At 62.4% G+C, this 24,333-nt stretch carries 22 protein-coding genes and 2 pseudogenes; 13 read left to right on the forward strand and 11 right to left on the reverse strand.

The annotated features are described in order from the left end of the window. Nucleotides 1-133: 133 nt before the first annotated feature. Nucleotides 134-1,522 (reverse strand): DASS family sodium-coupled anion symporter, encoded by a 1,389-nt coding sequence (locus ACB037_RS19300; protein ID WP_010674893.1) that lies wholly within the window; start codon nt 1,520-1,522, stop codon nt 134-136. A gap of 154 nt (nt 1,523-1,676) precedes the next feature. Next, nucleotides 1,677-2,117 carry a thioredoxin TrxC gene (gene trxC / locus ACB037_RS19305; RefSeq protein WP_042879777.1) on the reverse strand — a complete coding sequence of 147 codons (441 nt, stop codon included), beginning with the start codon at nt 2,115-2,117 and terminating at the stop codon, nt 1,677-1,679. A 153-nt stretch (nt 2,118-2,270) separates the two neighbouring features. Between trxC and ACB037_RS19310 the strand changes: the two genes are divergently transcribed. The 3 genes from ACB037_RS19310 to ACB037_RS19320 all read left to right on the forward strand — a co-directional run bounded on the left by ACB037_RS19310 (nt 2,271) and on the right by ACB037_RS19320 (nt 8,806). Next, a complete protein-coding gene (locus ACB037_RS19310; RefSeq protein WP_045524566.1) occupies nt 2,271-5,069 on the forward strand; it encodes a response regulator in 2,799 nt (932 codons plus the stop codon). Between the two features lie 139 nt (nt 5,070-5,208). Next, a complete protein-coding gene (locus ACB037_RS19315) occupies nt 5,209-6,945 on the forward strand; it encodes an ABC transporter transmembrane domain-containing protein (RefSeq protein ID WP_371175774.1) in 1,737 nt (578 codons plus the stop codon). 109 nt (nt 6,946-7,054) lie between these two features. Then, a complete protein-coding gene (locus ACB037_RS19320; RefSeq protein WP_128342406.1) occupies nt 7,055-8,806 on the forward strand; it encodes an ABC transporter transmembrane domain-containing protein in 1,752 nt (583 codons plus the stop codon). 54 nt (nt 8,807-8,860) lie between these two features. Here ACB037_RS19320 and ACB037_RS19325 read toward each other — a convergent pair whose 3' ends face one another. Then, a complete protein-coding gene (locus ACB037_RS19325) occupies nt 8,861-10,042 on the reverse strand; it encodes a hypothetical protein (RefSeq protein ID WP_371175775.1) in 1,182 nt (393 codons plus the stop codon). Between the two features lie 429 nt (nt 10,043-10,471). On the opposite strand from ACB037_RS19325, the gene ACB037_RS19330 reads away from it, so the two are divergent. Continuing rightward, nucleotides 10,472-10,945: a DUF4442 domain-containing protein gene (locus tag ACB037_RS19330; protein ID WP_010674883.1), complete on the forward strand. Its 474-nt coding sequence runs from the start codon at nt 10,472-10,474 to the stop codon at nt 10,943-10,945. A gap of 156 nt (nt 10,946-11,101) precedes the next feature. Here the strand turns inward: ACB037_RS19330 and ACB037_RS19335 are convergent. Together ACB037_RS19335 and ybcJ are read right to left on the reverse strand one after the other, a co-directional pair. Next, nucleotides 11,102-11,164, reverse strand: a pseudogene (locus tag ACB037_RS19335) (ribosome-associated protein); the annotation flags it as partial. A gap of 159 nt (nt 11,165-11,323) precedes the next feature. Then, the gene (gene ybcJ / locus ACB037_RS19340) at nt 11,324-11,557 is read right to left on the reverse strand and encodes a ribosome-associated protein YbcJ (protein ID WP_010674882.1); all 234 of its coding nucleotides are present in this window, start codon (nt 11,555-11,557) and stop codon (nt 11,324-11,326) included. Nucleotides 11,558-11,873: 316 nt separating this feature from the next. Here ybcJ and ACB037_RS19345 point away from each other — a divergent pair, with 316 nt between their 5' ends. From ACB037_RS19345 to pdxY, 3 genes are all read left to right on the forward strand, one after another. Further along, nucleotides 11,874-12,437 carry a VC2662 family protein gene (locus tag ACB037_RS19345; RefSeq protein WP_010674879.1) on the forward strand — a complete coding sequence of 188 codons (564 nt, stop codon included), beginning with the start codon at nt 11,874-11,876 and terminating at the stop codon, nt 12,435-12,437. A gap of 77 nt (nt 12,438-12,514) precedes the next feature. After that, a complete protein-coding gene (locus tag ACB037_RS19350) occupies nt 12,515-13,270 on the forward strand; it encodes a DUF429 domain-containing protein (RefSeq protein ID WP_371175776.1) in 756 nt (251 codons plus the stop codon). A gap of 457 nt (nt 13,271-13,727) precedes the next feature. Continuing rightward, nucleotides 13,728-14,591, forward strand: a complete 864-nt coding sequence (pdxY, locus tag ACB037_RS19355; protein WP_371175777.1) for a pyridoxal kinase PdxY — start codon at nt 13,728-13,730, stop codon at nt 14,589-14,591. 40 nt (nt 14,592-14,631) lie between these two features. Here the strand turns inward: pdxY and ACB037_RS19360 are convergent, their stop codons facing one another. The 4 genes from ACB037_RS19360 to ACB037_RS19375 all read right to left on the reverse strand — a co-directional run bounded on the left by ACB037_RS19360 (nt 14,632) and on the right by ACB037_RS19375 (nt 16,622). After that, nucleotides 14,632-14,940 (reverse strand): antibiotic biosynthesis monooxygenase, encoded by a 309-nt coding sequence (locus ACB037_RS19360; protein WP_371175778.1) that lies wholly within the window; start codon nt 14,938-14,940, stop codon nt 14,632-14,634. A 103-nt stretch (nt 14,941-15,043) separates the two neighbouring features. Continuing rightward, nucleotides 15,044-15,550, reverse strand: coding sequence for a GNAT family N-acetyltransferase (locus tag ACB037_RS19365; protein WP_010674875.1), 507 nt, complete (start codon nt 15,548-15,550; stop codon nt 15,044-15,046). A 101-nt stretch (nt 15,551-15,651) separates the two neighbouring features. Beyond that, the gene (locus ACB037_RS19370; RefSeq protein WP_042016568.1) at nt 15,652-16,044 is read right to left on the reverse strand and encodes an NUDIX domain-containing protein; all 393 of its coding nucleotides are present in this window, start codon (nt 16,042-16,044) and stop codon (nt 15,652-15,654) included. A gap of 26 nt (nt 16,045-16,070) precedes the next feature. Continuing rightward, nucleotides 16,071-16,622 (reverse strand): class IV adenylate cyclase, encoded by a 552-nt coding sequence (locus ACB037_RS19375; RefSeq protein ID WP_371175779.1) that lies wholly within the window; start codon nt 16,620-16,622, stop codon nt 16,071-16,073. A 267-nt stretch (nt 16,623-16,889) separates the two neighbouring features. On the opposite strand from ACB037_RS19375, the gene ACB037_RS19380 reads away from it, so the two are divergent. The 3 genes and pseudogenes from ACB037_RS19380 to ACB037_RS19390 all read left to right on the forward strand — a co-directional run. Next, nucleotides 16,890-17,735 (forward strand): DUF5718 family protein, encoded by an 846-nt coding sequence (locus ACB037_RS19380; protein WP_371175780.1) that lies wholly within the window; start codon nt 16,890-16,892, stop codon nt 17,733-17,735. Between the two features lie 93 nt (nt 17,736-17,828). Next, on the forward strand, nt 17,829-18,830 hold the full coding sequence (locus tag ACB037_RS19385; RefSeq protein WP_319855495.1) for a hypothetical protein: 1,002 nt from the start codon (nt 17,829-17,831) through the stop codon (nt 18,828-18,830). Nucleotides 18,831-18,921: 91 nt separating this feature from the next. Beyond that, a pseudogene (locus tag ACB037_RS19390) lies at nt 18,922-19,149 on the forward strand (GNAT family N-acetyltransferase); the annotation flags it as partial. 70 nt (nt 19,150-19,219) lie between these two features. Here ACB037_RS19390 and ACB037_RS19395 read toward each other — a convergent pair. Both ACB037_RS19395 and ACB037_RS19400 read right to left on the reverse strand, forming a co-directional pair. Continuing rightward, nucleotides 19,220-20,608, reverse strand: coding sequence for a DEAD/DEAH box helicase (locus ACB037_RS19395; protein WP_010674869.1), 1,389 nt, complete (start codon nt 20,606-20,608; stop codon nt 19,220-19,222). Nucleotides 20,609-20,803: 195 nt separating this feature from the next. Beyond that, a complete protein-coding gene (locus ACB037_RS19400) occupies nt 20,804-21,280 on the reverse strand; it encodes a glutathione peroxidase (protein ID WP_371175781.1) in 477 nt (158 codons plus the stop codon). A 208-nt stretch (nt 21,281-21,488) separates the two neighbouring features. Here ACB037_RS19400 and ACB037_RS19405 point away from each other — a divergent pair, with 208 nt between their 5' ends. From ACB037_RS19405 to ACB037_RS19415, 3 genes are all read left to right on the forward strand, one after another. Then, nucleotides 21,489-22,097, forward strand: a complete 609-nt coding sequence (locus tag ACB037_RS19405) for a 2OG-Fe(II) oxygenase (protein ID WP_041211488.1) — start codon at nt 21,489-21,491, stop codon at nt 22,095-22,097. 200 nt (nt 22,098-22,297) lie between these two features. Further along, complete coding sequence (locus ACB037_RS19410; protein ID WP_041215087.1) at nt 22,298-23,287, forward strand: D-alanine--D-alanine ligase; 990 nt, start codon at nt 22,298-22,300, stop codon at nt 23,285-23,287. Nucleotides 23,288-23,478: 191 nt separating this feature from the next. Continuing rightward, on the forward strand, nt 23,479-24,228 hold the full coding sequence (locus tag ACB037_RS19415) for a tRNA-uridine aminocarboxypropyltransferase (protein WP_371175782.1): 750 nt from the start codon (nt 23,479-23,481) through the stop codon (nt 24,226-24,228). Nucleotides 24,229-24,333: the final 105 nt, after the last annotated feature.

Genomic DNA, 24,333 nt, shown 5'->3' on the forward strand with positions numbered 1-24,333 from the left:
TGAGCATCATGGAGGCGATTTCTTAAGTGCGAGTTAACGTCGTCGTGATGTCGCGGGTAGGGGAGAACGGTTGTTTCGGGGCGAGAAAAAGCCCCGGCGATGCGGGGCTTGGAGGGGCATTAGGGGGCGAACCTTAGTGGAGGATATCCCCCATGAAATAGGCAAGCATGGTCAGGATGACGGTGAACACCAGGTTCAGTACCAGACCGGCCCGCATCATCTCCCGCTGCTGGATATGGCCGCTGGCGAAGACGATGGCGTTGGGGGGCGTGGCCACCGGCAGCATGAAGGCACAGGAGGCGCCGACGGCGATCAGCACGGAGACCACGATGGGGGAGACCCCCAGTGCCTCGGCCACCCCGGCGAACAGCGGCACCAGCAGCGCGGCGGTGGCGGTGTTGGAGACCAGCTCGGTCAGGAACACCACGAAGGCGGCCAGGCAGAGCAGGATCACGAAGATGGGCATGGAGGAGAGGCCGCTGGAGAGGTGCTCCGCCAGGAAGGCGTTGGCCCCGGTCTGCTTGAGGATGGCGCTCAAGGTGAGACCACCCCCGAACAGCAGCAGCACGCCCCAGTCGGTGTTCTGGTTGATGTCATCCCAGCTGGCGACCCGGCTGACGGCGATGGCCAGGATGGCGCCCATGGCGATCAGGGTATCGAACTGGGGAATGCCGCCCAGCGCCTTGGCAAGAGGCTGGGATCCAATCCACAGCAGCACCGTGGTCAGGAAGATGGCCAGGGTCACTTTGCGCTGGCCTGTCCACTCGATGGTGACCTGCTCGGTGCTGACCTGGTGGGAGAGATTGGGACGGGTCACCCAGTAGAGCAGGCCGATGCCCACCGGCATGAAGATGATCACCACGGGGATGCCGAACTCCAGCCAGTCGGTGAAACCCAGCCCCATCTGGGCGGCGGCGATGGCATTGGGGGGGCTGCCCACCAGGGTGCCGATGCCACCGATGCTGGCGCTATAGGCGACGCCAAGCAGCACGAAGACCAGGGTGCGGCGCTCCTTGTGAACGTCCAGCCCCTTCAGCATGCCGAGGGCCAGCGGCATCATCATGGCCGCGGTAGCGGTGTTGCTGATCCACATGGAGAGGGCGGCCGTGATGGTGAAGAGCACGATGGAAGCCCAGCCCAGGTGTCCCTTGGCGAGCTGCATCACCTTGCCGGCGATCTGGGTGTCGAGTCCCTGCTTGGAGAGGGCTGCCGCGAGGGCAAAGCCGCCAAAGAAGAGGAACAGGACGGGGTTGGCAAAGTCGGTCAGCGACTTGCTCATGTCGAACACCCCGAGCAGGGTGGCGAGCACCGGGATGGAGATGGCAGTGATGGTGATGTTCACCGCCTCGGTCAGCCAGAGGATGGCGATGAAGATCAGGATGGCCAGCCCCTTGTTGACCATGGGGTCAAACGGGAGCCATGCCAGCATGGCGCAGAGCAGGAGCAGATCCAGGATGACGATCCCGGACTTGATGTCCAGCCAGCGTGAGGGGGGAGTGGGAGGTACAGCCGATGTGTGCATAACGTTCTCTCGGTTAATTTATGGTTGTTGTTGTGATGCCGAGGTTACATATATCCCCCTGTTTGAAACAGGGGGATATGGTCAAATCATGTGGCGACTCACAGAGTCAAGTGAAAATGGATCTTCAATCAAACAGAAATGAAACATTTCATTTTCATTTGACGGGGGAGGTGAAGGAGAGCAGCCACTCCTTGAACAGGCTCTTGGGCAGGGCGCCGCTGCGCTGTGCCAGGATCTCCCCCCGCTGGAAGACCATCAGGGTAGGAATGCTGCGAATGCCATAGCGACCTGCGATGGCGGCCTCCTGCTCGGTATCGAGTTTCACGAAGCGAAGGCGGGGCTCAAGCTCCCGGGCGACCTCCTGAAAGACGGGGGCAAACTGCAGGCAGGGGCCACACCAGCTTGCCCAAAAGTCCACCACCACCGGGATGTCGGACTGGATCAGGGCATCGAAGCTGGCCTGACGCCCCGCCACCGGGGTTTGTTCGAAGAGGGCGTGACGGCAGCGGCCGCACTTCGCATTTGAGTCTGCTTTTTCGACAGGCAGGCGGTTGCGGGTAAAGCATTGGCTACAATAGGTGGTGACAAGTGACATAATTGCTTCCTTATTTCATGGCCCGGCAACATCTTTATTGCAATCAGAGCGCCGACTAACGGTAACATAGCACTCAGTGGTTTTTCACAGTTGGCCTCCGGCCGTGACCTGATGTCACCGGATGGCCGACCATGACATGAGAATCGAGACGGGATGAAGAGTGTTGCACGGGGCAATCGTGTTGTCTTTGGCCTTATCATCGTATCGCTGGTGGGCTTTTCTGCCTATTGCTGGCAGTTGCTCAGCCAGCAGCAGCGTGCCTTCGATTTGAGCGTGGCGGCTGAGATGGTGCTCAATCGGGTCAATACCGATACCGTCTATCTGCTGGGGCGCGAGAAGGCCAGCGATGGCAGCGTACAGCAACGCCTGAGCCTGCTTTCCAGTCACCTGGACAGATTCGTCAGGCTGGTGCACGAGGATCCGGAGTCGGTGGACGACCCCGGCTCCCAGGCGTTGCAGCGGGACATCGACGGTTATCTGCTGGATCTCGCCAGGCTTTACACCATGGAGATGACCATCGAGTATCTGGCTCCCCGCTTCCAGGGCCAGCTCAAGGCGTTGCAAGGCACCCTGCCGGTCGGTGAGGCGCAGTACCGCGACCTGACCGAACTCATGCGCCTGCACCACTACCTCAGACGCAGCTGGGATCAGAACGAGCAGCGGCAACTGCTGCAACTCCAGCAGCACCTGCTCGACCGCTATGGCGAGCAGCCGAGGGTCGCGGCCCTCGTTCGGCTTGGCCAGGAGTTCAATCAGCAGGTGATGGAGTACCATCGCCTGCGCAATCAGGTGGTGGAGATGAAGGGGCTGAGCTCACTGCCCGCTTGGAAGCAGAGCAAGCTGGAGCGGGCCTCCTCCCTCAAGAGCCGCTTCTACCTGATGGTGTTGGGGGGGGCGCTGCTCTGCTTCTCGCTGGTGGCCGCGACCCTGTGGCGTCGCAACCAGAAGCTGAGCGAGCTCTCTCGCCATGCCGCGCTGCTGGCCCAGGCCAAGAGCGACTTCCTGGCCAACATGAGCCACGAGATCCGCACCCCCATGAATGCCATCATCGGCTTCAGCGCCCTGGCACTGCAAACCAGTCTGGATCCCCAGCAGCGGGACTATCTCAACAAGATCAAATCCTCGTCGGACACCTTGCTGCTGCTCATCAACGACATTCTGGATCTCACCAAGGTGGAGTCCGGCAAGTTGACCCTGGAGGAGATCGACTTCGATCTCAGCGAGCAGCTCGACTCCCTCGCCGCCATGTTCGCGGATCTGGCGGAGCGCAAGCACATCGAGGTCATCATCAACAAGTCTCCCGCCGTGCCCGACTTTCTGCGCGGGGATCCGCTGCGCCTCGGTCAGGTGCTGGTCAACCTGGTGAACAATGCCATCAAGTTCACCGAGCGGGGCGAGGTGGAGGTGGCCATCACCCTCACCAGCCAGCATCCCATGCGGGTCTGTTTCAGCGTGCGGGATACCGGCATCGGCATCGCCCCGGAGAAGCAGGCCCAGCTGTTCCAGCCCTTTACCCAGCTGGAGGCGGGCAATACCCGCAAATATGGCGGCTCCGGGCTTGGCCTCAACATCTCCCAGCGACTGGTGGGGCTGATGGGAGGGGAGATCACCGTGCAGAGCAAGCCCGGGGTGGGCTCCACCTTCCTGTTCGAGATCCCCATCTCCCAGGCGGTGTACGGTGTCTCGGGGCGCCGGGTCTTCTTCGATCACCAGCCCCTGATCCTGATGATGGATGACAACGAGCTGGTGCTGGAGCTGGCCAAGGACATCCTGGGGCGGGCGGGGGCGTCCGTCATCACGGTCAACAGCCTCTCCCGCGCCCGTCAGGTGCTGCGGGAAGAGGGGCATCACATCCGCCTCGCCATCCTCGACTGGCGCATGGGTCAGGAGGATGGCCTGGACTTGGCCCTCGAGATGTACCAGCACAGCCAGTGGCGGCGCCTGCCTGTCCTGATGACCAGCGCCTGGTCCAGGGAGGGGCTGCACGGGCGTATGGAGAGCATGGGACTGACCCATTTCCTGGCCAAACCCATGACCGAAAACGCCTTGCTGGCCAAGGTGGACGAACTGCTCAACGGCAGCTCCCATGACAGCAAGGTCCGCCAGGCGGAGGCCCAGGGGGATCAGCAGCAGTTCCGGGAGCTGCTGCGCGGCACCCGGGTGCTGCTGGCCGAGGACAACCGGGTCAACCAGCAGCTCATTCTGGAGTACCTGCGCCGGGTGGAGGCCAAGGTCACCGTGGTGGACAACGGCCGCGAGGCGGTGGAGCAGGTGGCGGAGCAGCCGTTTGACGTCATCTTGATGGATCTGCAGATGCCGGTGCTGGACGGGCTGGATGCCACCCGCCAGATCCGCAAGATGGTGGACAAGCACGATGTGCCCATCATCGCCCTCACCGCCAGCGCCATGCCGGGGGACAGGGAGCGCTGCCTTGGCGTCGGCATGAACGGCTATGTCACCAAGCCGGTGAGCAAGCTCGATCTCTACAACAACCTGCTGCAATGGGTGAAGAGCAGCGGCGGGGAGCCCAAGGTGCCCATCGAGGTTAAGCCGCCGGCCCTCATGGGCGTGCTGGATCTGGAGGATGCCCTGCGCCGGCTGGAGCATGACAGGGAGGCGCTGCAGATCCTCTTCAAGCTGTTCCTCTCCGAACACAAGGACGATCTGTGGGACATCCGCACCGCCCTGCGTCGCCAGCAGCCCGAAGTGGCGTGCCGCTTGCTGCATACCCTGAAGGGGGTCTCGGCTAACATCTCCGCTTCCCGCCTGCAACTGCTGGCCGGGGAACTGGAGTGGCGGCTGCGGCTGCAGGAGGAGCTGAGCGAGGGGGAGCTCAACCAGTTGCAGCAGGTCTTTACCCAGACCCGGGAGGAGGTCTCCCACTTCCTGCTCACCGGGGAGCAGCAGGAGTCGGTCGCCTTCCCGTTTTCGCCCCCCGACAAGCGGCTCTGAGGGAGGGCAAGATAGCAATCGTTCTCAAGTCACCCGCTTCAGGCTATGATGACCCACTCGTTCGCCCCCGCCAGGGGGCGATTGTATTGAGCTTCTCTTCACGATCACGCGGCAGCGCGCTGCGACCAAGGACTTCTCTGTGAGCGTATTTTTGCGGCTTGGCTGGTTTTTCAAGGATCAGTGGCGGCGTTATCTGGTGGCCATCTCCCTGCTGATGCTGGTGGCCCTGTTGACCGTGATCCCTCCCAAGGTGGTGGGCTGGGTGGTGGATGGCATCGCCAAGGGTGACCTGGACAGCGGCACCCTGACCGGCTATCTGGCGGGGCTTTTTGGCCTGGGACTGCTTATCTACCTGCTGCGCTACGTGTGGCGGGTCATGCTGTTCGGTGCCTCCTACCGGCTCGCCTACGTGCTGCGCAACCGCCTGTTCAGCCACTTCACCCGCATGAGCCCGGATTTCTACCAGCGCCATCGCACCGGAGATCTGATGGCCCACGCCACCAACGACATCCAGGCGGTGGAGATGACCGCAGGGGAAGGGGTGCTGACCCTGGTGGACTCCTTCATCGTCGGCATCCTGGTGCTCTCCATCATGTGCAGCCAGTACTCCTGGCAGCTGACCCTGCTCTCCCTGCTGCCCCTGCCGGTGATGGCCTTCTTCATGAACCGCTTCGGGACCCAGATCTACAAGGAGTTCAAGGCGGCTCAGGGGGCCTTCTCCCGCCTCAACAACAAGACCCAGGAGGCCCTCTCCGGGGTGCGGGTGCTCAAATCCTACGCGGTCGAATCCCTGGAGGACGAGGGCTTTGCCGAGCTGACCCGTCAGGCGGGGGAGCGCAACATGGCGGTGGCCCGCATCGACGCCAAGTTCGACCCCGTGATTTACCTGTGCATCGGCTGCTCCTATTTTCTGGCGGTCGCAGGGGGCAGCGCCCTGGTGCTGCAAGACAAGCTGACTCTGGGGGAGCTCACCAGCTTCACCATGTACCTCGGCCAGCTCATCTGGCCCATGTTCGCCATCGCCTGGCTGTTCAACATCATCGAGCGGGGCAGCGCCGCCTACTCGCGCATCGAAAGCCTGCTGGGGGAGCGCAGCGACATCGAGGAGCCAGCCCATCCCGTGGCGCTGGCCTCGGCCTTTCCCCTGCGGGTGCAGGGGCTGGGCTACCGGCTGGAGCAGCGCACCCTGTTGCAGGGGGTGGATGTCACCCTGCAGGCTGGCGCCATGCTGGGGATAGTGGGACGCACCGGGGCAGGCAAGAGCTCCCTGCTCAAGCTGCTGATGCGCCTGGCCAACCCCACGGCCGGGGAGATCCGCATGGGGGAGGTGCCCATCTCGCAACTGTCGCTGGGTGAGCTGCGCAGCCAGTTTGCCTATGTGCCCCAGGAGCCGTTTCTGTTCTCCACCACCATCGCGGCCAACATCGCCCTGGGCCGCCCCGAGGCGAGCCGGGAGGAGATTGAGCGGGTGGCGCGCATCGCCTGCGTTCACGACGACATCAGTCGCTTCCCCAAAGGGTATGAAACCGAGGTGGGAGAGAAGGGGGTGACCCTCTCCGGCGGTCAGAAGCAGCGTCTGGCCATCGCCCGCGCCCTGCTGCTGGATGCCCCGATCCTGGTGCTGGATGACGCCCTCTCGGCGGTGGATGCCCACACCGAGCAGCAGATCCTGCTGGCCCTCAAGGTCCACAAGCGCACCCTGGTGCTGGTGAGCCACCGCATGACGGCGGTGGAGCAGGCGGACGAGATCCTGGTGCTGGAGCAGGGAACGATCAGCGAGCGGGGCCGTCACGAGACCCTGATGGCCAGGAACGGCTGGTACGCGGACATGGTCCGCTACCAGCGCCTGGAGCAGGACGTGGAGGAGAGCCTGTGAACAGGATGACAAGGCCCCTGGTTTCCTTCACCCCCCGCCCGGCTCCCGCGAGCGGAGAGGGGAGCAAAGAGAGTCAATTCCCGTGGAACGTTGCGCTGGAGGCAAGCCTGTGAACCCAACCATCAAACGGCTGCTCGCCTACTGCGCCAGCTACCCCCGCTGGCTAGTGCAGGCGGGCATCTGCCTGCTGCTCGCCACCGGCGCCGAGGTGGCGGGCCCCTTGCTCATCAAGCTCTTCATCGATGACTACCTGGCGCCGCGCCGGCTGGAGTGGGGCATCATCGCCGCCCTTGCCGCCGGTTATCTGGGGCTGCAGGTGTTGTCGGCGGCCGGCTTCTATCTGCAATCCCTGCGCTTCAACCGCATCGCCCAGGCGGTGGTGCAGCGTCTGCGCGAGCAGGTGTTCGCCACCGCCATCCGCCTGCCTGCCCGCTATTTCGACAAGCACCGCTCGGGCTCCCTCATCTCCCGCATCACCAACGACACCGAGGCGATCATGAACCTCTATGTCCAGGTGATAGGGCTCCTGGTGCAAAAAGTGGTGCTCCTGTGCGGCATCCTGCTCTCCATGGCGCTGCTGGACTTGCGCCTGATGCTGGTGTGCGCCACCCTGCTGCCGGCGGTGGGAGCCGTGATGTGGCTCTACCAGAAACTGAGCGTGCCCGTGGTGCGGGCGACCCGATCCTTGCTCTCCGACATCAACAGCCGTCTCAACGAGTCGTTGCAGGGGATGCCGGTGATCCAGGCCATGGTGCAGGAGCGCCACTTCGCCAACGCCTTTGCCGGGGTGAACCAGCAACACTGGCAGGCGCGGATCAAGAGCCTCAAGATCAACGGCATCCTGCTGCGCCCCCTCATCGATCTCTTCTACATGATGGTGCTCATCGGTCTGCTGGCCCTGTTTGCCCACGAGGGGCTGAGCACGGCGGGGGCCATCCAGGTGGGGGTGCTTTACGCCTTCATCAGCTATCTGGGGCGGATGATCGAGCCCCTCATCGAGATGACCAACCAGCTCAACCAGTTGCAGCAGGCCATGGTGGCGGGGGAGCGGGTGTTCGCCCTGCTCGATGAAACCCGCGAGAGCACCGACGGGGAGGTGCGCCCCCTGGAGGGACGGGTACGCTTCGACGGGGTGGGCTTCTCCTACGACGGGGAGCAGCAGGTGCTGCAAGATGTGAGCTTTGCCACCCGGCCGGGCCAGATGCTGGCGCTGGTGGGCCACACCGGCAGCGGTAAGTCCACCATCATCAGCCTGCTGATGGGCTTCTACCCCCTGGATCGGGGGAGCATCCACTTCGATGATCACCCCATGAACGACCTGGCCCTCTCGGCGGTGCGCCGCAGCATCGGCCTGGTGCAGCAGGATCCTTTCATCTTCGTCGGCACCCTGGCCGAGAACCTGCGCCTTGGGCGTGACGGCATCGAGGATGGGCGGCTCTGGCAGGCTCTGGAGGAGGTGCAGCTGGCCGATTTCGTGCGCCGCCTGCCCGATGGCCTGGCCACCCTGATGGAGGAGGGGGGCAAGAACCTCTCCGCCGGCCAGCGCCAGCTGCTCTCCTTTGCCCGCGCCCTGGTGGGGGATCCGCGCATCCTCATCCTGGACGAGGCGACCGCGAGCGTGGACTCCCAGACCGAGCTCGCCCTCTCCCAGGCGCTCTCGGCGGCGCGCCGTGGTCGCACCACCATCGCCATCGCCCACCGCCTCTCCACCATAGTGGATGCCGATGAAATCCTGCTGCTCTCCCGCGGGTGGGTGAGCGAGCGCGGCACCCACGGCGAGCTGATGGCGCTGGGAGGACACTATGCCCAGCTGTTCGAGATGCAGAGCCAGGGTGCCTGGCTTGAAGAGAAACGGGCCTGAGGCCCACCTAAAAAAACAGCCGGCATCTGCCGGCTGTTTTTTTGACTGGCGGGGTTACACCGTGGCCTTGCTGCGGCTGACCAGCTTGGGCTCCAGGGGCGGGAAGTCATCGTTGAAGAAGGTATCCGCTTCTTCAATTTGTGCCTTGCGCTGCTTCTGGATGAAGTTGTCGAAGTCGCGCTTGATCTCGGGGTCCTTGAGGGCCTCGTAGTCGAACACGTTGGCGGCATAGAGGTAGTTGAAGTAGATGTCGACGAACTCGGCGCTGGCACAGGCGGAGGTGAACTTGCTGTTCTGGCGGTCGAAGTTGACGCGGTACTGCTTGATCTTCGGCACATAGACCAGCTCGTTGCCCACCTTGAACACTTCCACCGTGACCCCCACCGTGATGGTCTTGTAGAAGTCCTTGTTGTTCTCCACCCCGAAGCGGATGGCATCCCCCTGCTTTTGCAGGAACTTGTTGAAGCTGGCCAGCGCCGTGGTGCCCTGGCTCACCACCACGTCCATGATGAAGTTGATGAAGTCGGTGGCGATGCTGAGCCCCTTGATGTGGCGGCTGTAGCTCTGCTGATCGATCTTGCTCGGCCCCATCAGAGGGATCTTGGAGAGGGCCCTGGCCCAGAGATCCGCGTCCGTCTTGTACTGCTCGCCATAGGCTTCGGCGTAACGGTTGATGTAGGCGGTGACCACGGAGGTGATGGCGATGAGGTAGGCCTTCTGTTCCGCCAGCTTGGCCATGACGGCGGGATCGTCCAGCAGCTCGTTGGCCACGATGAACTCCACCAGGCCGTCCTTGTCGGCATAGGGATCAGCGCCCACTGCCCGGACGGTGTCGGGCAGATTGACGTCGTTGAAGAAGGCCTCGGCCTCGGCGAACTGATCATGGTTGCTCAGGCGGTTGGCCGGTGCCTCGCGCACCAGCTGGCAGAGCACCAGCTCGGCCTCGTAGTCCGACTCGCGCCACAGGGGGGCCTGCAACTGGTTGCCGAAGGTCTTCTTGTAGGCGAGGTTGAAGTCAAACAGCACCGAACTGCAGCCGCAATCCATGGCGAAGTCGACGGTGTAGCTCAGCGGCCCGGTGGGCAGGGGCTTGCTCATCTTCCCCTTGGCGCTGAGGTTGGCATAGCACTTGAGGTACTCCCGGCCAAACAGCTCGTAGGCACGGTTGTTGTTGAAGTTGAGCTGGAAAGTACCGGCGCTCTCGCCCCCGTTGAACAACTGTTGCACGTGACTCATCTCTCTATCCTTATGGTGAGATTGGTAGACGGGTTGACCCGGTGCCGAGTGGCTACTTCCGGGCCAGCAACAGCCTAGCGAGGGAGTGGGGGTTTGGTTACTGCGAATAATCCCAGTGGCGGGGGCGGGATCCTGGGCTAGCCCCCTGACGGGGAGTATTTCTTGTTGTGTTTCATTCGGATATGGCTGTCATGGTCCCGTCATCCGGGGCGGGACCTTGAAAAAATCCGGAAAAAGGGGAAAGAGAGGGGCGACCCGGGGTCAGGAAAGGCCGGTTTTATCATTTGCCAGACAAATAGAAGCTGGCCATTGCATGAATTTTGCAAATACCCTTTGGGGGGCCGCTCACAGGGATGGCACGGGAGGCTTGTCTATCGGGAAGCAGGCTGGCAACATTTGCGTCACATTCACTCATCGGATCAGTTTGCAATGGACCTGCAACGCCTCAAAGCCAACCTCGCCCTGCGTCTGTTCGCCTGGCGCTACATTCCCGTCATTGGTTTCTGTGCCCCCGTCATCGAGCAGATGGACGCCAGGGCGCTGCGCATCCGCATTCCGCTGGGCTGGCGCACCCGCAACCACCTGGGCAGCATGTATTTCGGGGCGCTCGCCACCGGTGCCGACCTGGTGGGAGGGCTCCTGGTCATGGAGAAGGGGCGGGCGCGGCGCAAGAAGGTGCATTTTGCCTTCAAGGATGTGCAGGGGGAGTTTTTGAAGCGCCCGGAGGGGGACGTGCAGTTTGACTGTGCGGCGGGGGAGCTTATCGACGCCATGATAGACGAGTCCCTGGCGAGCGGGCAGCGCATCAACCGCCCCATCCAGGTGGTGGCCACCTGCCCGTCTCGCAACGGCGACGAGGCCATGGCCCGCTTCGTGCTGACCCTCTCCATCAAGGCGAGCTGAAGGTCCGAGGGCGCTTGGCGCCCTTGTTCAAGCCGGTATCAAAGGATCTCGGGACTGCTCCCTTCCTTCACCACGGCCTTCATGCTTCATGCCGTTGAAGTTGACCATCCGCTCGGCCACTGTGCTGGGAAGCGCTTGCGTGGCAGGGCGTCAGGATCAGAGGATCTCGGGGCTGACGCCTTCTTTCACGACCACCTTCATGCCGTTGAAGTTTACCACCCGCTCGGCCACTGTGCTGGGAAGCGCTGGCGTGGCAGGGCGTCAGGATCAGGGGATCTCGGGACTGCTCCCTTCCTTCACCACGGCCTTCATGCCGTTGAAGTTGACCACCTGCGCGGCCACTGTGCTGGGTAGCACTTGCGTGGCAGGGCGTCAGGATCAGAGGATCTCGGGGCTGACGCCTTCTTTCACGACCACCTTCATGCCGTTGAAGTTGACCACCTGCTCGGCGACTATCTTGCAGCGTTTGCGGGTCTCGACCTGACCGTCCACTTCCACCAGGCCCTCGGCGACCAGCGCCTTGGCGGCACCGCCACAATCGGCCCAACCCTGATGCTTGATCAGGTCACACAAGGCAACGAAGGGGTGACCTTCGAGCAGAAACGTCTCCATGGGAAATCCTCTAGCTGGATGAATGGCTGAAACAGCGGGGGCTCATTCTAGGCAGTTAGGCGGGGCAGGGAAAGGGCCCGGGCCGAATTGCCCCGAAAAAGGGGCGAGCACAGGCAAAAAAACCAGCCCGACCGGGCTGGTTGTGTCTCTGGGGGCCACTGGCGCTCAAGGGAGTTTCACCACCGCTTCCCCCGTCACGCCGAGAGAGCCATCCCCGGATTCAGACGAGAGGTGACGCAAGGCAGGGATCGGGGCCTCGTCCCCCAGGGCCTGCGCTGGTACCCTTGAGCCACACCCTCTTCACAAGGAATCCCCGATGAAACCGTTCGCCCTGCTGCTCGGCTGTGGTGCCCTGACCCTCGCCGGTGTCGCCCAGGCCAGCACGCCGGTCCAGATCTCCCTGCCCGGTGTCAACCTGCCCTCGTCCAATCAGGTGGAAGGAGCACGGGCTTCCTTCCTCTACGGCCGCACCGGCCAGGTGAAGGGGATCGATCTGCCGGTGTTCGCCCTCTCCGACGTGGATCAGTTCACCGGCCTGCAGCTTGGTGTGTTCTTTGGCGCGAGCCGGGTGCGCCACCAGTTTGGCGGGGTCGCCATCAACGCCGTCAACTGGCACGAAGGGCAGGATACCGGCCTCAATCTGGGCTTCGTCAACCTGACCAACAATGTGAAGGGGCTCAACTGGGGGGCGGTCAACATCGCCCAGGGCAATGCCCTGGCCAACGTCGGCTTCGTCAACTATGCCGAACGCACCACCTTCCAGCTGGGGTTCGTCAATGCCACCAAGCACCTGGACGGCTTGCAGATTGGCCTGGCCAACTACGCCGAGAACGGCATCTTCCCCATTCTGCCCCTGATCAACTTCAAGAAATCCTTCTAGGGGCCAACTTGCCCTTGCTTTAGGAGGGGCAGCCATTACCCTGTGCTCCATCAAGGCTGCACAGAGGTAACAGGGGCATGACAACGGAACACATGGACGCCATCGGCATCGGTTGGGACGTGAGGGGCTGGCAGGGTAATGCCCAGGCGGTGGCGGTGGTGGGTTGGCAGGCCCGGGAGTCCCGTCTGCACTGGCTCGGGATCTCCCCCCTGTTTCGGCTGAGCTCCCGGGTCGCGCCGGATCTGGATGCCCTGCTGCGCCCGGCCCTGCAAGACGAGGTGGCGCTGATGCAGGTGCTGGCCTGCCCGCGCCTTGCTCTCGGCATCGATGCGCCCCTGGCCTTTCCCCGCGCCCTCGCCGATCTGCTGGCGGGGCGGGGGAGCGGCTTTCCCGTGCCTCAGCGGGAGATTGACAACCCTTACGCCTACCGGGATTGCGAGCGCTGGCTCCATCAGCACTATGGCAAGAAGCCCCTCTCCGCAACCTTCGACAGGCTCGGCAACAACGCCACCCTGGCCCTCTCCATGCTGCCGCGTCTCGGGGATCTGCAACTGGTGCCAAAACAGGCGAGGGCTGCCGGGCGCGCGGTGCTGGAGGTCTATCCCGCCTTGGCCAAAATGGGGGGCAAAGCCTCTGTGGTGCGGCCCGAGCTGCAACCCCACCTGCCGGCGTCCCTCATCCCTGGAACGGATCCCTATGATGCCGCGCTCTGCGCCCTGATGGCCCTGCAATATGCGGCCGAAGGGGTCGTCACCTCGCTGCCCGCCCTGGTGGACCTGCCGGACGAGATGGCACCGGACGAAGGCTGGGTCTACCACTTCGCCCGGGATTGAGACGCCCAAGGGCACCGCGCTCCCTCTGATGACTGCTGGCGACTTGCTGTCGCCACTTCGTATGGCTTGCCGTTGCCACGGTGTCAGGCAAGGGCAGGCCGCGTTCGTCCTTGTGATCTTCCGACGCCTCCCTGACCCTTGCCCTTGTTGCCTTATTTTGCGACTGCCGACTGCCGCCTTTTCATCGGACCTCATCCTTGATCCCGACTGTTCATGGCTGGTTTAAAAATCACCTTGTATGCCATCAGACAAGAGGTGTGCAGATACATTTATCACCCCGCAGCAGCGGGGCAGATGGCTCCAGGGTTGTGCAGAAACAGGGTAGCGGCGGTCAAATATGCGGCAGGTTAGGCCTGCAGAAGCATAAATAGGGAGTCAGGGCGTTAATTGCTGGAAGAGCCGTCTCTCCATCCGATATATTGCCTCTTTTCCTCAGGCTTCTTGTGCGGTGGTGTCGATGAAACGCATTCTCTCTATCCAGTCCCACGTGGTGTTTGGCTGTGCCGGCAACAGCGCCGCCGTGTTCCCCATGCGCCGTCTCGGCATGGAGGTGTGGCCCATCAATACGGTGCAGTTCTCGAACCACACCCAGTACGAGGCGGGTTGGCAGGGAATGGCGATGCCGGCGGGCCACATTGCCGCCTTGTGCCAGGGGCTTTGCAATATCGAGGTGCTGGCGCGCTGCGATGCGGTGCTGAGCGGCTATCTGGGCTCGGCGGAGCAGGGGGACGAGATCCTCGCGGTGGTGGCGGCGGTGAAGCAAGCCAATCCGGCGGCCCTCTATTTCTGCGATCCCGTGATGGGGCATCCGGAGAAGGGGTGCATCGTCGCCCCGGGCGTCACCCGCTTTCTCACCGAGCAGGCCCTGCCGGTGGCGGACATCATGGCCCCCAATCTGCTGGAGCTGGAGACCCTGTGCGATGTCCATCTGACAACCCTGGCCCAGACCCGGGTCGCCGCACGCCAGTTGCTGGAGAAGGGGGTGAAGATGGTGCTGGTCAAGCACCTGGGTCGCGCCGCCAGCGTCCCCGGCCGCTTCGAGATGCTGCTTGCCACCCCCGAGGGTGACTATCTGATCGCCCGTCCCCTTTACGATTTCGCGCGCCAGCCGGTGGGCGTGGGGGATCTCATCAGCGCCCTGATGCTGGCCAACCTGCAGGCGGGATATGAGGGGGTGAGTGCCTTCGAGCGCACCAACGCCGCGGTGGATGCGGTGCTGAGACAGACCTGGGAGGCGAATGCCTACGAGCTGCAGCTCATCGCGGCCCAGAGCGCCTTTGCCGATCCGCAGATTGCCCACAGGGCCGAGCGACTGGCCTGACGCCATTGATCAGCCCGTGACGGGACTGTCTGATCAAGGTTCAGCTTGCGGCGCTGATCGGTGTTGCATCCTGAAAATGATCGACCCTGGGGAAGGGGTCGTAGAAGTGGTGCAGCAGGGCCTTCCACTCCTGGTACTGGGGTGAGCCCCTGAACCCCCGGGTGTGATCTTCCAACCGTTCCCACTGCACCAGCAGCAGGTAGTGATGGGGATCGTCCAGGGCACGCTGCAACTGGTGGCCCAGGTAGCCGGGCATGGCGCTGATGATGTGCTGGGCCCGGGCGAAGGCCTGCTCGAAGTCAGTGGCCTTGCCGGGAATGATCTGCAGATGGGCGACTTCCAATATCATGATGGCTCCTTGCCGATGAGTCTGATTGAACCAAAAACCTATGTGCGCCGAGCCTTGGAGGGGCAAGACCGGTACGCTGTCCGATCTTGCCAGGCCGTCTGCCTCAGAGCTGCTTGTAGAAGAACTGGGTGGCGGCCAGGGTGCCGTCCCCATTGCGGGCGAAGTCCGGGATCTGGCCGGCCTCCTGATAGCCGAGCTGGCGATAGAGGCTGGAGGCCACGTCGCCGACCCGGGTATCCAGCACCAGCAAGGTACGCCTGGCGTCCCGGGCCCCTTGCTCCATGGCGTTCATCAGTGCGCGGCCCACCCCCTTGCCACGGGCCTGGCTGTGGACCATCAGCTTTTCCACTTCGGCCCTGTGGCCCCCGTTGGCCTTGGTGCACAGGGAGAGCTGCAGGGCGCCCACCAGATGGTGCTGATCAAACGCCACCCAGAGCTTGCGCACTCCATCCGCCAGCTCCCCCTCGATGCCTTGCCAGTACGCCAGCCCCTGCTCTTCCTGCAGGGGAGGCAGAAAGCCCACCGAGGCACCGCTGGCCACGCAATCTTGCAGCAGGGCGATCAGCGCCGGTTTGATGCCTCTGGTACTCTCGACCTCAAGGATCTCCATCGAATGTCCTCATCTTCTCTCTTGGCCCACGTGGGGGATTAACGTCTCGGGCGCGGACTCTCCTGCCGGTGCCATCGTCATCCGGTCAGGTGCGCCGTCTCTTAATGGATCAGTCCCTGCGCTGCCAGCCACTGGAACAGCAGGCGGGAGACGGGGGAGACTTCGGCCAGGTGGCGGCTGTCCAGCCAGCGCAGCTCGGCGATCTCCGCCGAGGCGACGGGTGTGCCGTCGGCGTCCCCCGTGTAGCAACGCAGATTGACATTCACCCCTTGCGGCTTGCCGTCCGCCTGGGCGCTGAACTCGCAGGCGAACACCAGGGTGTCGGGTTTCAGGGTGACCGCGAGCTCTTCCTCGATTTCACGAACGAGGGCCGCCTCGTCGCTCTCGCCCGGCTCGCGCTTGCCCCCCGGAATGTAGTAGATATCCTTGCCGTGGGAGCGGGCGCACAGCAGTTGTCCCTCCTTGAAGGTCAGCCAGGCGAGTTTGTCAATCATGGGCAGATTCCTCTTGTTGCCGCTTGTCAAAGGGGGGCTCGCTGCTCGCACAGGGTGCGATAGGAGCGGGTTTCCCGCATCTCGGGCGCCAGTCCCAGCCGGCTAGCCAGCGCCAGCAGTTGCGCGCGGTAGGCGGGCAGGGCGGCCTCGTCGTCAGTCATGATGGCGAGCTCGGCAAAATCACCGACACCTGCCAGGTGATCCACCGTGACGTGGAAGGCCCCCAGAAAATAGATGCTGCGCCGCTTGTCGATGGTCAGCACCGGCCGGTAGCCCAGGGTTCGCACCATGCTGGTCGCCTTGTCGGCGTCGGTGATGTTGACCGCCTCGCAGCGATCGGGTCCGGGCCCTTTGACTATCCAGAGCCGGATGCCGCTGGGGGCCATGGTGCGGATGATCAGGCTCTTCTCCTCCCGGGCCAGGGCGCCGTCAGCCGTGTCGAAGTAGCAGTCCTGCTCATGATTGTCCGCCACCATCACCTCGGGGCCGAGGGCCGTGAGGGTATGCAGAAAAGCGGCGCTGTCCGTCAGGCGGTATTTGAACTCCAACTCGAAGCGCCCCTGAAAGTGGGTGGTCATGGCCTTGCTACGGCTCCCGAACGGCAAATTAATAGGGCAGCCTAGCAAAAGCGCCGGGCTCTCCCAAGCATCGGGATCACAGCTTCGCATCGATTGCCGACTTTATGACCAGATGGTGAGGGAAAACCCGCCCTGGTGCACAGCTTGTGGCCCGGTGGCTGGGCGCCGTACGGGGGCTGTGCTCTAATAAGCTCCCTCTTTGGCGGTATTTCCGCCCTGAACAACGACAACGAGGCGGCGGCCCCGGCCGCGCCAGTGGAGCCACAGATGCAGATCACCTCACAGACCCCCTTTATCGGACTGGGCGTGGCGGGCAACTTCGCCGGTCACCTGGAGCAGGCAGGGGAGGCGGCGGACTTCGTCGCCGTCAAGGTTGACGACAAGGTCGCCCCCAAGGCGCTGTTCCCCTTCTATGTGCCGAACCATCCCGGCCAGCTCGGGGTCTTTCCCCTGAGCGGCGAGGCCATCTTCCTGCCGGAGGCGGCGGTGAGCGGGGATGAGAAGGTGCAGATTGAACCCGAGGTGGCACTGTGGTGCGAGCTGGAGTACGCGGGGGAGCAGGTGGTGGCCATCCATCCCAAGGCGTTTGGCGCCTACAACGACTGCTCCATCCGTCGCCCCAATGCCAAAAAGATCAGCGAGAAGAAGAACTGGGGTGAAGAGAGCAAGGGGCTGGCCGCGAACCTGCTGCCCCTGACCCACTTTGCCGCAGGATGCGAGCTCGATGACTACCGCATCGCCTGCTATCTGGAGCGGGACGGGGAGCTGCACCCCTACGGGATCGACAGCGCGGCGGTGGACTACAGCTACTTCCACGGTCAGTTGCTGGCGTGGGCCATCGACAAGTTCAACCATCAGCAGGACGAAGGCCCGGCCGAGCATATCCAGGGGCTGCTGGCCCAGGCGGGGCGCCCGGCCCATGCGCTCATCAGCATTGGCGCCACCCGCTACACCCCCTTTGGCGAGACCCACTTCCTCGCTCCCGGTGACACCGCCTGCGTGGTGGTCTACCCCGCCAGTCGCTACAGCGAGAGCGCCATTCGCGAAGCCATTCGCTGCCGCACCTTTGGCCCGGATGTCTCCGCCTTGCTCCAGGCAGTTAGGAGCAGGTAATAGTTAGGATTTATTAATTTAGCTAGAGGTGAAAAATCTAACGATAAACACTTCGATGGTAAAGCATAACAAAAATGATAAAAGAGGGATTTTATGTCAACTATATCTGTTCGTTCTGAAACCCAACAAAATGCTGTAGCTGGTGAAGTCGCAGCTCTGATCGCAGTAGTTAGACCAATTTTGGACGGGTTGCTACAAAGTCTGAAGGCAGATGTCGCTAATGAAGTTGGTGGATTGTCTGGTGTAAAACTTAAAATGCTTCCTCGTCTTTATCGTGCTGGCGATGGAGATTGTGGAATTTGTTTCGAATATGCTGTTCATGATGCAATCTTGCAAAAAGACTCTGATGTGCTCGAACGTGTAGAGGATGCCCTAAAATTATGTAAAGTTCCTGGTAAGGCGTATCAATCAATACTTTTCGGTGCAGAGAAAAAAGGAGCAAGTCAGTTAATTGCAACGGCTGAAAAGGTTCTTACTGATGATTCTAGACTTTTGACAGGGAAGCAGTCTCAGCCTCCAAAGTTGAAAGGATATCTGAACACTTTGGCTGCGGCGTTTCGTCGCCCAACAACAAGATTATCTCTTCCAACAAGTATCAACGGATTATGGAAGGCAGATCTTTTCCTTGGTACTACAGATGGAGATAGATATATTGGAACAACCGTAAAAATAAATCAGACTCAACTTGAGGCAGCTAATGGGCTGAGGGTTGGTATTGTGCCAGCCAGCCAAGGAGCTTCTGATAAAATTAAAAAGGATGATAGGAAAAATCTAATCATATGCCCATTGCCTTATGATCAGTCTTTTATGGAAGTTTTTTTTAGTGCATGGGGAATAGTGCAGCAGTTTATATATGCTGATGCCGAAATGCCAAAGGAAGTCGCGTTGCCAATACCCTCTCATCGGCAGGTAGTCAAAGAGTTGGTTTCACGACGAGAGTTTTCTATTGTTGAAGTTATCGAGGCACTTAAACCAATCGCACAGCCCGAACTTCTCGCTACGGCGCAAAGCTATCAATCTCAAACATCTATAATGCCAGGGCAAATCATGATAGATGGAATAATATCTCCTATACCAAAGAAATCTGGCCTGTAAATATTGATTGATGGTGTGGATTAATATGGCGCTATTAATTGTGACGTACTAGATGTAATTGTGAGATGTATTTTATCACTAGATAAAATACATCGAGATGCTCTTCATCGCCCCCGAGGCGAGAGGGGGAGGGGTCGGCCGCCAGCTAGTGGACCACGCCATCCGTTGTCTGGGGGCGACTCGCGTGGACGTCAACGAACAGAATGCCCAGGCTGTCGGCTTCTACCAGCACCTGGGCTTCGAGGTGACGGGGCGCTCCCCCCTGGATGGCCAGGGCAAGCCCTATCCGCTGCTGCACATGGCCTTGGCCGCCGGTTAAGGGCGCTAGAGCATGAAAAAACCGCCCTCGGGCGGTTTTTTGTTGTTCAGGACGCAGGGCTCGCACCGTCTCACTCCTCGTTGGAGTTGTCCTGATAGTCGCCCCGCTGGGCCTTGGGCAGACGGCGCATGGGGGCGAAACCGATGTCCTCGCCCACTACTTCCCGCTTGCGGGACTTGTTTTGCGCAGGCTGAGCCGGCTTCTTGGCGCCATCCCCTTTGCCTTTCCCGGCGGCGGGCTTGCCCTTGGCGTTGGCATGGCCACGGGCGCGGGGCGGGTTTTGCACCGGCTTGCTGCCCGGCAGGGTCTGGCGGCTCGGCTTGCCGCTCGGCTCGTATCCTTCCAGGATCTCCACGGTCAGGGATTGGCCGATCAGCGCCTCGATCTCCTTGAGCTGACCCAGCTCGTCCTGGCTCACCAGAGAGATGGCCTCGCCGCCACGGCCGGCGCGGCCGGTGCGGCCGATGCGGTGGATGTAATCCTCCGCCATCTGGGGCAGCTCGAAGTTGATCACGTGGGGCAGTTGATCGATGTCCAGGCCGCGAGCGGCGATGTCGGTGGCAACCAGCACCCGCACCTTGCCTTCACGAAAATCCGCCAGCGCCCGGTTGCGGGCCCCCTGGCTCTTGTCACCGTGGATGGCGACCGTATCCAGGCCATCTTTCTGCATTTGCTGGGCGAGCCTGTCGGCAATCTGCTTGGTGCGCACGAACACCAGCACCCGCTGCCAGTTGCCACGGCCAATCATGTGGGAGAGCATCTCCCGGCGACGCTCCCGATCGACCTGGATGATGCGCTGGCTTACCTGCTCGGCGGCGGTGTTGCTGGGATCCACCTCGATGAGGGTGGGATCCTTGAGCAGATCGTCCGCCAGCGCCTTGATGTCATTGGAGAAGGTGGCGGAGAAGAGCAGGGTCTGACGCTCCTCCGGCAGGGCCTTCATGATGCGGCGAATGTCGGTGATGAACCCCATGTCGAGCATTCTGTCCGCTTCATCCAGCACCAGTACCTCGAGGGCGCTCAGGGTCAGGGCGCCCTGGGTCAGCAGATCCAGCAGGCGGCCCGGGGTGGCGACCAGAATGTCGACCCCGAGCTTGATGGCGTCCAGGTTCGGCTTGATGCTGACGCCGCCATAGGCGATCAGGGTACGAAACGGCAGGTGGTGGGCATATTTGATGATGCTCTCGCCCACCTGGGCGGCCAGCTCCCGGGTCGGGGTCAGCACCAGGGCTCGCACCTGGCGACGACCGCCACGACCGTGGTTGGCCAGCAGTCGATGAAGCATGGGCAGGGTGAAACCGGCCGTCTTGCCCGTGCCTGTCTGGGCGCCGCCCAGCACGTCCTGCCCGGCCAGGATGGCGGGAATGGCTTGCTGCTGGATGGGGGTGGGTTGTTCGTAACCCAGCTCCTTGACGGCCCGCAGGATGTGCGGTGACAGACCCAGTTCATTGAATGACATGTTCGAGGGACACTCCGAGCCTTGGGCTCAACGGGTGACGGCAGCCTTGGTCCGTCACGACATGGAAAATAGGGTGGGCCGCCATCGAGGCTGGGCCTGAGCCCGGCAAAGCGACCGCACAAGAGACAGTGGGCGCGTAATATAGCAGATGCGAGGCGCACGCGCAGCAGCCGTGTCGCGAGCGGCGCACGCCCGTCAGAGCAGTCCCTCGATGGCCTGCACCAGATCCTCCGGCCTGGTCTGGGGGGCGAAGCGCTCCACCACCCGGCCTTCTCGGTCAATCAGGAACTTGGTGAAGTTCCACTTGATGGCCTCGCTGCCAAGGAGTCCGGGCCTTTGCTCCTTGAGCCAGCGATAGAGGGGGTGGGCCCCGGCGCCGTTGACCTCGCATTTGGCCATCAGGGGGAAGCTGACCGGGTAGTCGAGAGAGCAGAAGCGGGCGATCTCCTCGGCATCGCCCGGCTCCTGATGGCCAAACTGATCGCAGGGAAAGCCCAGGATCTCGAAGCCTTGGGGGCCGAACTGGCGATAGAGGGCCTCAAGCCCGGTGTATTGGGGGGTAAAACCGCAGCGGCTTGCCACGTTGACCACCAGCACGACACGGCCCTGCAGATCGGCGGTGGACCAGGCCGTGCCATCGAGTCGTTGCAGGGGGATGAGGGGCAGGGGCATGGTTTCTCCTGATGCAAGAGGGGCGACAAGGCGCCCGGGGGACAATCCTTGCACGTTAACGGGCCGAGGGCCGGGGAGCAAGTGGGAGGGCGTCTGTGCCCCCCAGACTCCTATTGATGGCGGGACTTCTCAAGAGAAGCAATCCGGTTTGTGCCGATGGTCCGAAGTCGCTACAAAGCGCACTCTCTCCCCTCGCTGCGAGCCTATCTTGGACTATCAAGCCGTCATGGATGCCATCTACACCCGGGGTTGGGTGATAGTGGATGATTTTTTAACCGCCGCCGAGGTGGATGCCCTCAAGGCTTGCCTGCCGGACGAGTGGCGACCGGCGGGGATCGGGCGCGAGACCCTGCATCAGGACAACCGCGATATCCGTCGGGATCAGATCCACTGGCTCGACGCCTCCCTCGGCGCGCCGGTGGCCGACTATCTGGCCCGGATGGAGTCCCTGCGTCTGGCCGCCAATCGCAGCCTGATGCTGGGGCTATTCGACTACGAGGCCCACTTTGCCCGCTACCGTCAGGGGGACTTCTACGCCACCCATCGCGACGCCTTCGCCGGGCGATCCAACCGCCGGCTCACCTCGGTGTTCTACCTGAACAACGACTGGCAGCCAGAGGCGGGGGGAATATTGCGGGTCTATGACGACAGCGAGCAGTTTCTGATGGATGTCTCCCCCCGGGGCGGGCGGCTGGTGCTCTTCCTGTCTGAAGAGTTTCCCCACGAGGTGCTGCCCGCAAGCCGGGAGCGCTACAGCATTGCCGGCTGGTTTCGGGTCAACGGCAATGGCGCCGGGCGGGTCGATCCCCCCCGCTGAGCGCATTTCATCCTGTTTCTGACACAGGAAGAGACTTTTATCTGCCCGGGCAGGGGGAGGTGCGCCCCATCGGCTGACAAGGCTTCCCCTCCCTTGCTACACTGCCCGCACTTATGTTCGTTTATGGCTTCGTCCGGTTTTCATGCGGTTGGGTTTGACATGGTGATGACGAAGCCGCTTCTCCCAAGGGATCACATCTAATGAAGAACATGCATGTCTTGCTGCTGTGCGGCGGTGGCGGCTCCGAGCACGAAGTCTCGCTGCGCAGCGCCAATTTCCTCGAAAAACAGCTCGGGCTCCTGCCCGGCATCGAAGTGACCCGGGTCGAGATGTTTGCCGACCGCTGGCTCAGCGCCGACGGTCGCGAGTGCAAGCTGGGGCTGGACAAGCTGCTCTCGTTCGACAGCGTGGCCCGTCCGGTGGACTACGTGGTGCCCTGCATCCACGGTTATCCCGGTGAGACCGGCGATCTGCAATCCTTCCTCGAGCTGGCCGGCCTGCCTTATCTGGGTTGTGACGCCGAGGCGAGCAAGGTGTGCTTCAACAAGATCACCACCAAGCTGTGGCTCACCGCCATCGGCATCCCCAATACCCCCTATCTGTTCCTGACCGAGCAGGGCGAGGCGAGCCTGACCGAGGCGAAAGCGGCGCTGGCCAAGTGGGGCAAGGTCTTCATCAAGGCGGCTTCCCAGGGCTCTTCCGTGGGTTGCTACTCCGCCAGCAACGAGGCAGATCTGGTGAAGGGCATTGCCGATGCCTTCGGTTACTCCGAGCAGGTATTGATCGAAAAAGCGGTCAAGCCCCGTGAGCTGGAAGTGGCGGTCTACCAGTATGGTGACGAGCTGGTGGCCACCTATCCGGGGGAGATCTGCGTACCCCAGGACAAGTTCTACACCTATGAAGAGAAGTACAGCAGCGCCAGTCACACCGAGACCGCGCTCAAGGCCGAGGGGCTGACTCAGGCCCAGGCCGACGCCATCCACGAGTACGCCCTCAAGGCGTTCCGTCAGCTCAAGCTGACCCATCTGTCGCGCATCGACTTCTTCCTGACCGAAGAAGGGGAGATTTTGCTCAACGAGATCAACACCTTCCCGGGCATGACCTCCATCTCCATGTTCCCGAAACTGCTGGAGCACCACGGCCACAGCTTCGCGCACTATCTGGAGCAGATCCTGCGAAAGGCGGTCTGACGTCGCCAGACCCGGTTGCAACGGATGGTGAGTAGGGGCCTCAGGGCCCCTTTTTTCATGGGGGCGAGGCGGGCAGAACGCGGGGAGGGAAGGGGGCAGGGCGCCGCCTGGCAAGCCTTGCCGCCAGGAGGGCGCGCCGTTACAATCAGCCCCCTTTTGTCCCGCCACAGGCACCGTCAGAGCCGCGTTCCATGAAGCCCATCCCCGATCACGCCGTCAACCGCCTGCGCATCTGGCGCAAGAGCGTCTCGACCCGACCCTTTCTTGCCCGTGGCGGCAGCGTGCCACGCTGCGATGCCTGCCAGCTGCGCCACGACTGGTGTGCCTGCGACTGGCGCCCGGCGATCAAGGCCGAGGCCGGTTTCTGCCTCATGATGTATGACAGCGAGCCTATGAAGCCCTCCAACACCGGGCGCCTCATCGCCGACGTGCTGCCGGATTCCACTTGGGCCTTTCTCTGGTCGCGTACCGAACCCCATCCCGAGCTGCTGGCCCTGCTGGCGGATCCCGCCTGGCAGCCCTACGTGGTCTTTCCCGCCTGCGAAAAAGCGCCCGACCGCCTGACCGGCGAGGTGGTACTGGCTCCCGGCAAGAAGCCGCTGTTCATCCTGCTGGACGGCACCTGGCCCGAGGCGCGCAAGATGTTCAACAAGAGTCCCTATCTGGACGGTTTCCCGGTGCTCGCCATCAAGCCGGATGTGCTCTCTACCTACGGCATGCGCGTCGCCCACAGCGACGAGCACCTGTGCACTGCCGAGGTGGCCGCCTGCGTGCTGGAAGTGGCCGGGGAGCTGCGGGCGGGACAAGCGCTGCAGCTCTGGTTCAATCTCTTCAGCAGCCGCTACATGGCTGGCCGGGTAAGCCGTGCACCCGGCGCTGATGAAGTGCCCCTGCTGGAGGGGCTGGAGGCCATCAAGGGCCAGAACCGCGCTCTGGATTAATCCTCATCAGCAGCCGCTACATGGCTGGCCGGGTGAGCCGTGCGCCCGGTGCGGATGAAGCGCCCCTGCTGCAGGGGGTGGCGGTTATCAAAGCACAGGCCCTCT

The organism is Aeromonas sp. S19(2024) (assembly GCF_041402625.1).
GTDB classification, from domain to species: Bacteria; Pseudomonadota; Gammaproteobacteria; order Enterobacterales; family Aeromonadaceae; genus Aeromonas; species Aeromonas caviae.

Excerpts from the sequence above, each read along its gene's own strand:
- ACB037_RS19325 (WP_371175775.1), bottom strand. The coding sequence starts at position 10,042 with ATGAGTCACGTGCAACAGTTGTTCAACGGGGGCGAGAGCGCCGGTACT.
- ACB037_RS19350 (WP_371175776.1), top strand. The coding sequence starts at position 12,515 with ATGACAACGGAACACATGGACGCCATCGGCATCGGTTGGGACGTGAGG.
- ACB037_RS19330 (WP_010674883.1), top strand. The coding sequence starts at position 10,472 with ATGGACCTGCAACGCCTCAAAGCCAACCTCGCCCTGCGTCTGTTCGCC.
- ybcJ (WP_010674882.1), bottom strand. The coding sequence starts at position 11,557 with ATGGAGACGTTTCTGCTCGAAGGTCACCCCTTCGTTGCCTTGTGTGAC.
- ACB037_RS19360 (WP_371175778.1), bottom strand. The coding sequence starts at position 14,940 with ATGATATTGGAAGTCGCCCATCTGCAGATCATTCCCGGCAAGGCCACT.
- ACB037_RS19385 (WP_319855495.1), top strand. The coding sequence starts at position 17,829 with ATGTCAACTATATCTGTTCGTTCTGAAACCCAACAAAATGCTGTAGCT.
- ACB037_RS19380 (WP_371175780.1), top strand. The coding sequence starts at position 16,890 with ATGCAGATCACCTCACAGACCCCCTTTATCGGACTGGGCGTGGCGGGC.
- trxC (WP_042879777.1), bottom strand. The coding sequence starts at position 2,117 with ATGTCACTTGTCACCACCTATTGTAGCCAATGCTTTACCCGCAACCGC.
- ACB037_RS19375 (WP_371175779.1), bottom strand. The coding sequence starts at position 16,622 with ATGACCACCCACTTTCAGGGGCGCTTCGAGTTGGAGTTCAAATACCGC.
- ACB037_RS19310 (WP_045524566.1), top strand. The coding sequence starts at position 2,271 with ATGAAGAGTGTTGCACGGGGCAATCGTGTTGTCTTTGGCCTTATCATC.
- ACB037_RS19300 (WP_010674893.1), bottom strand. The coding sequence starts at position 1,522 with ATGCACACATCGGCTGTACCTCCCACTCCCCCCTCACGCTGGCTGGAC.
- ACB037_RS19415 (WP_371175782.1), top strand. The coding sequence starts at position 23,479 with ATGAAGCCCATCCCCGATCACGCCGTCAACCGCCTGCGCATCTGGCGC.
- ACB037_RS19400 (WP_371175781.1), bottom strand. The coding sequence starts at position 21,280 with ATGCCCCTGCCCCTCATCCCCCTGCAACGACTCGATGGCACGGCCTGG.
- ACB037_RS19345 (WP_010674879.1), top strand. The coding sequence starts at position 11,874 with ATGAAACCGTTCGCCCTGCTGCTCGGCTGTGGTGCCCTGACCCTCGCC.
- ACB037_RS19370 (WP_042016568.1), bottom strand. The coding sequence starts at position 16,044 with ATGATTGACAAACTCGCCTGGCTGACCTTCAAGGAGGGACAACTGCTG.
- ACB037_RS19410 (WP_041215087.1), top strand. The coding sequence starts at position 22,298 with ATGAAGAACATGCATGTCTTGCTGCTGTGCGGCGGTGGCGGCTCCGAG.
- pdxY (WP_371175777.1), top strand. The coding sequence starts at position 13,728 with ATGAAACGCATTCTCTCTATCCAGTCCCACGTGGTGTTTGGCTGTGCC.
- ACB037_RS19365 (WP_010674875.1), bottom strand. The coding sequence starts at position 15,550 with ATGGAGATCCTTGAGGTCGAGAGTACCAGAGGCATCAAACCGGCGCTG.
- ACB037_RS19395 (WP_010674869.1), bottom strand. The coding sequence starts at position 20,608 with ATGTCATTCAATGAACTGGGTCTGTCACCGCACATCCTGCGGGCCGTC.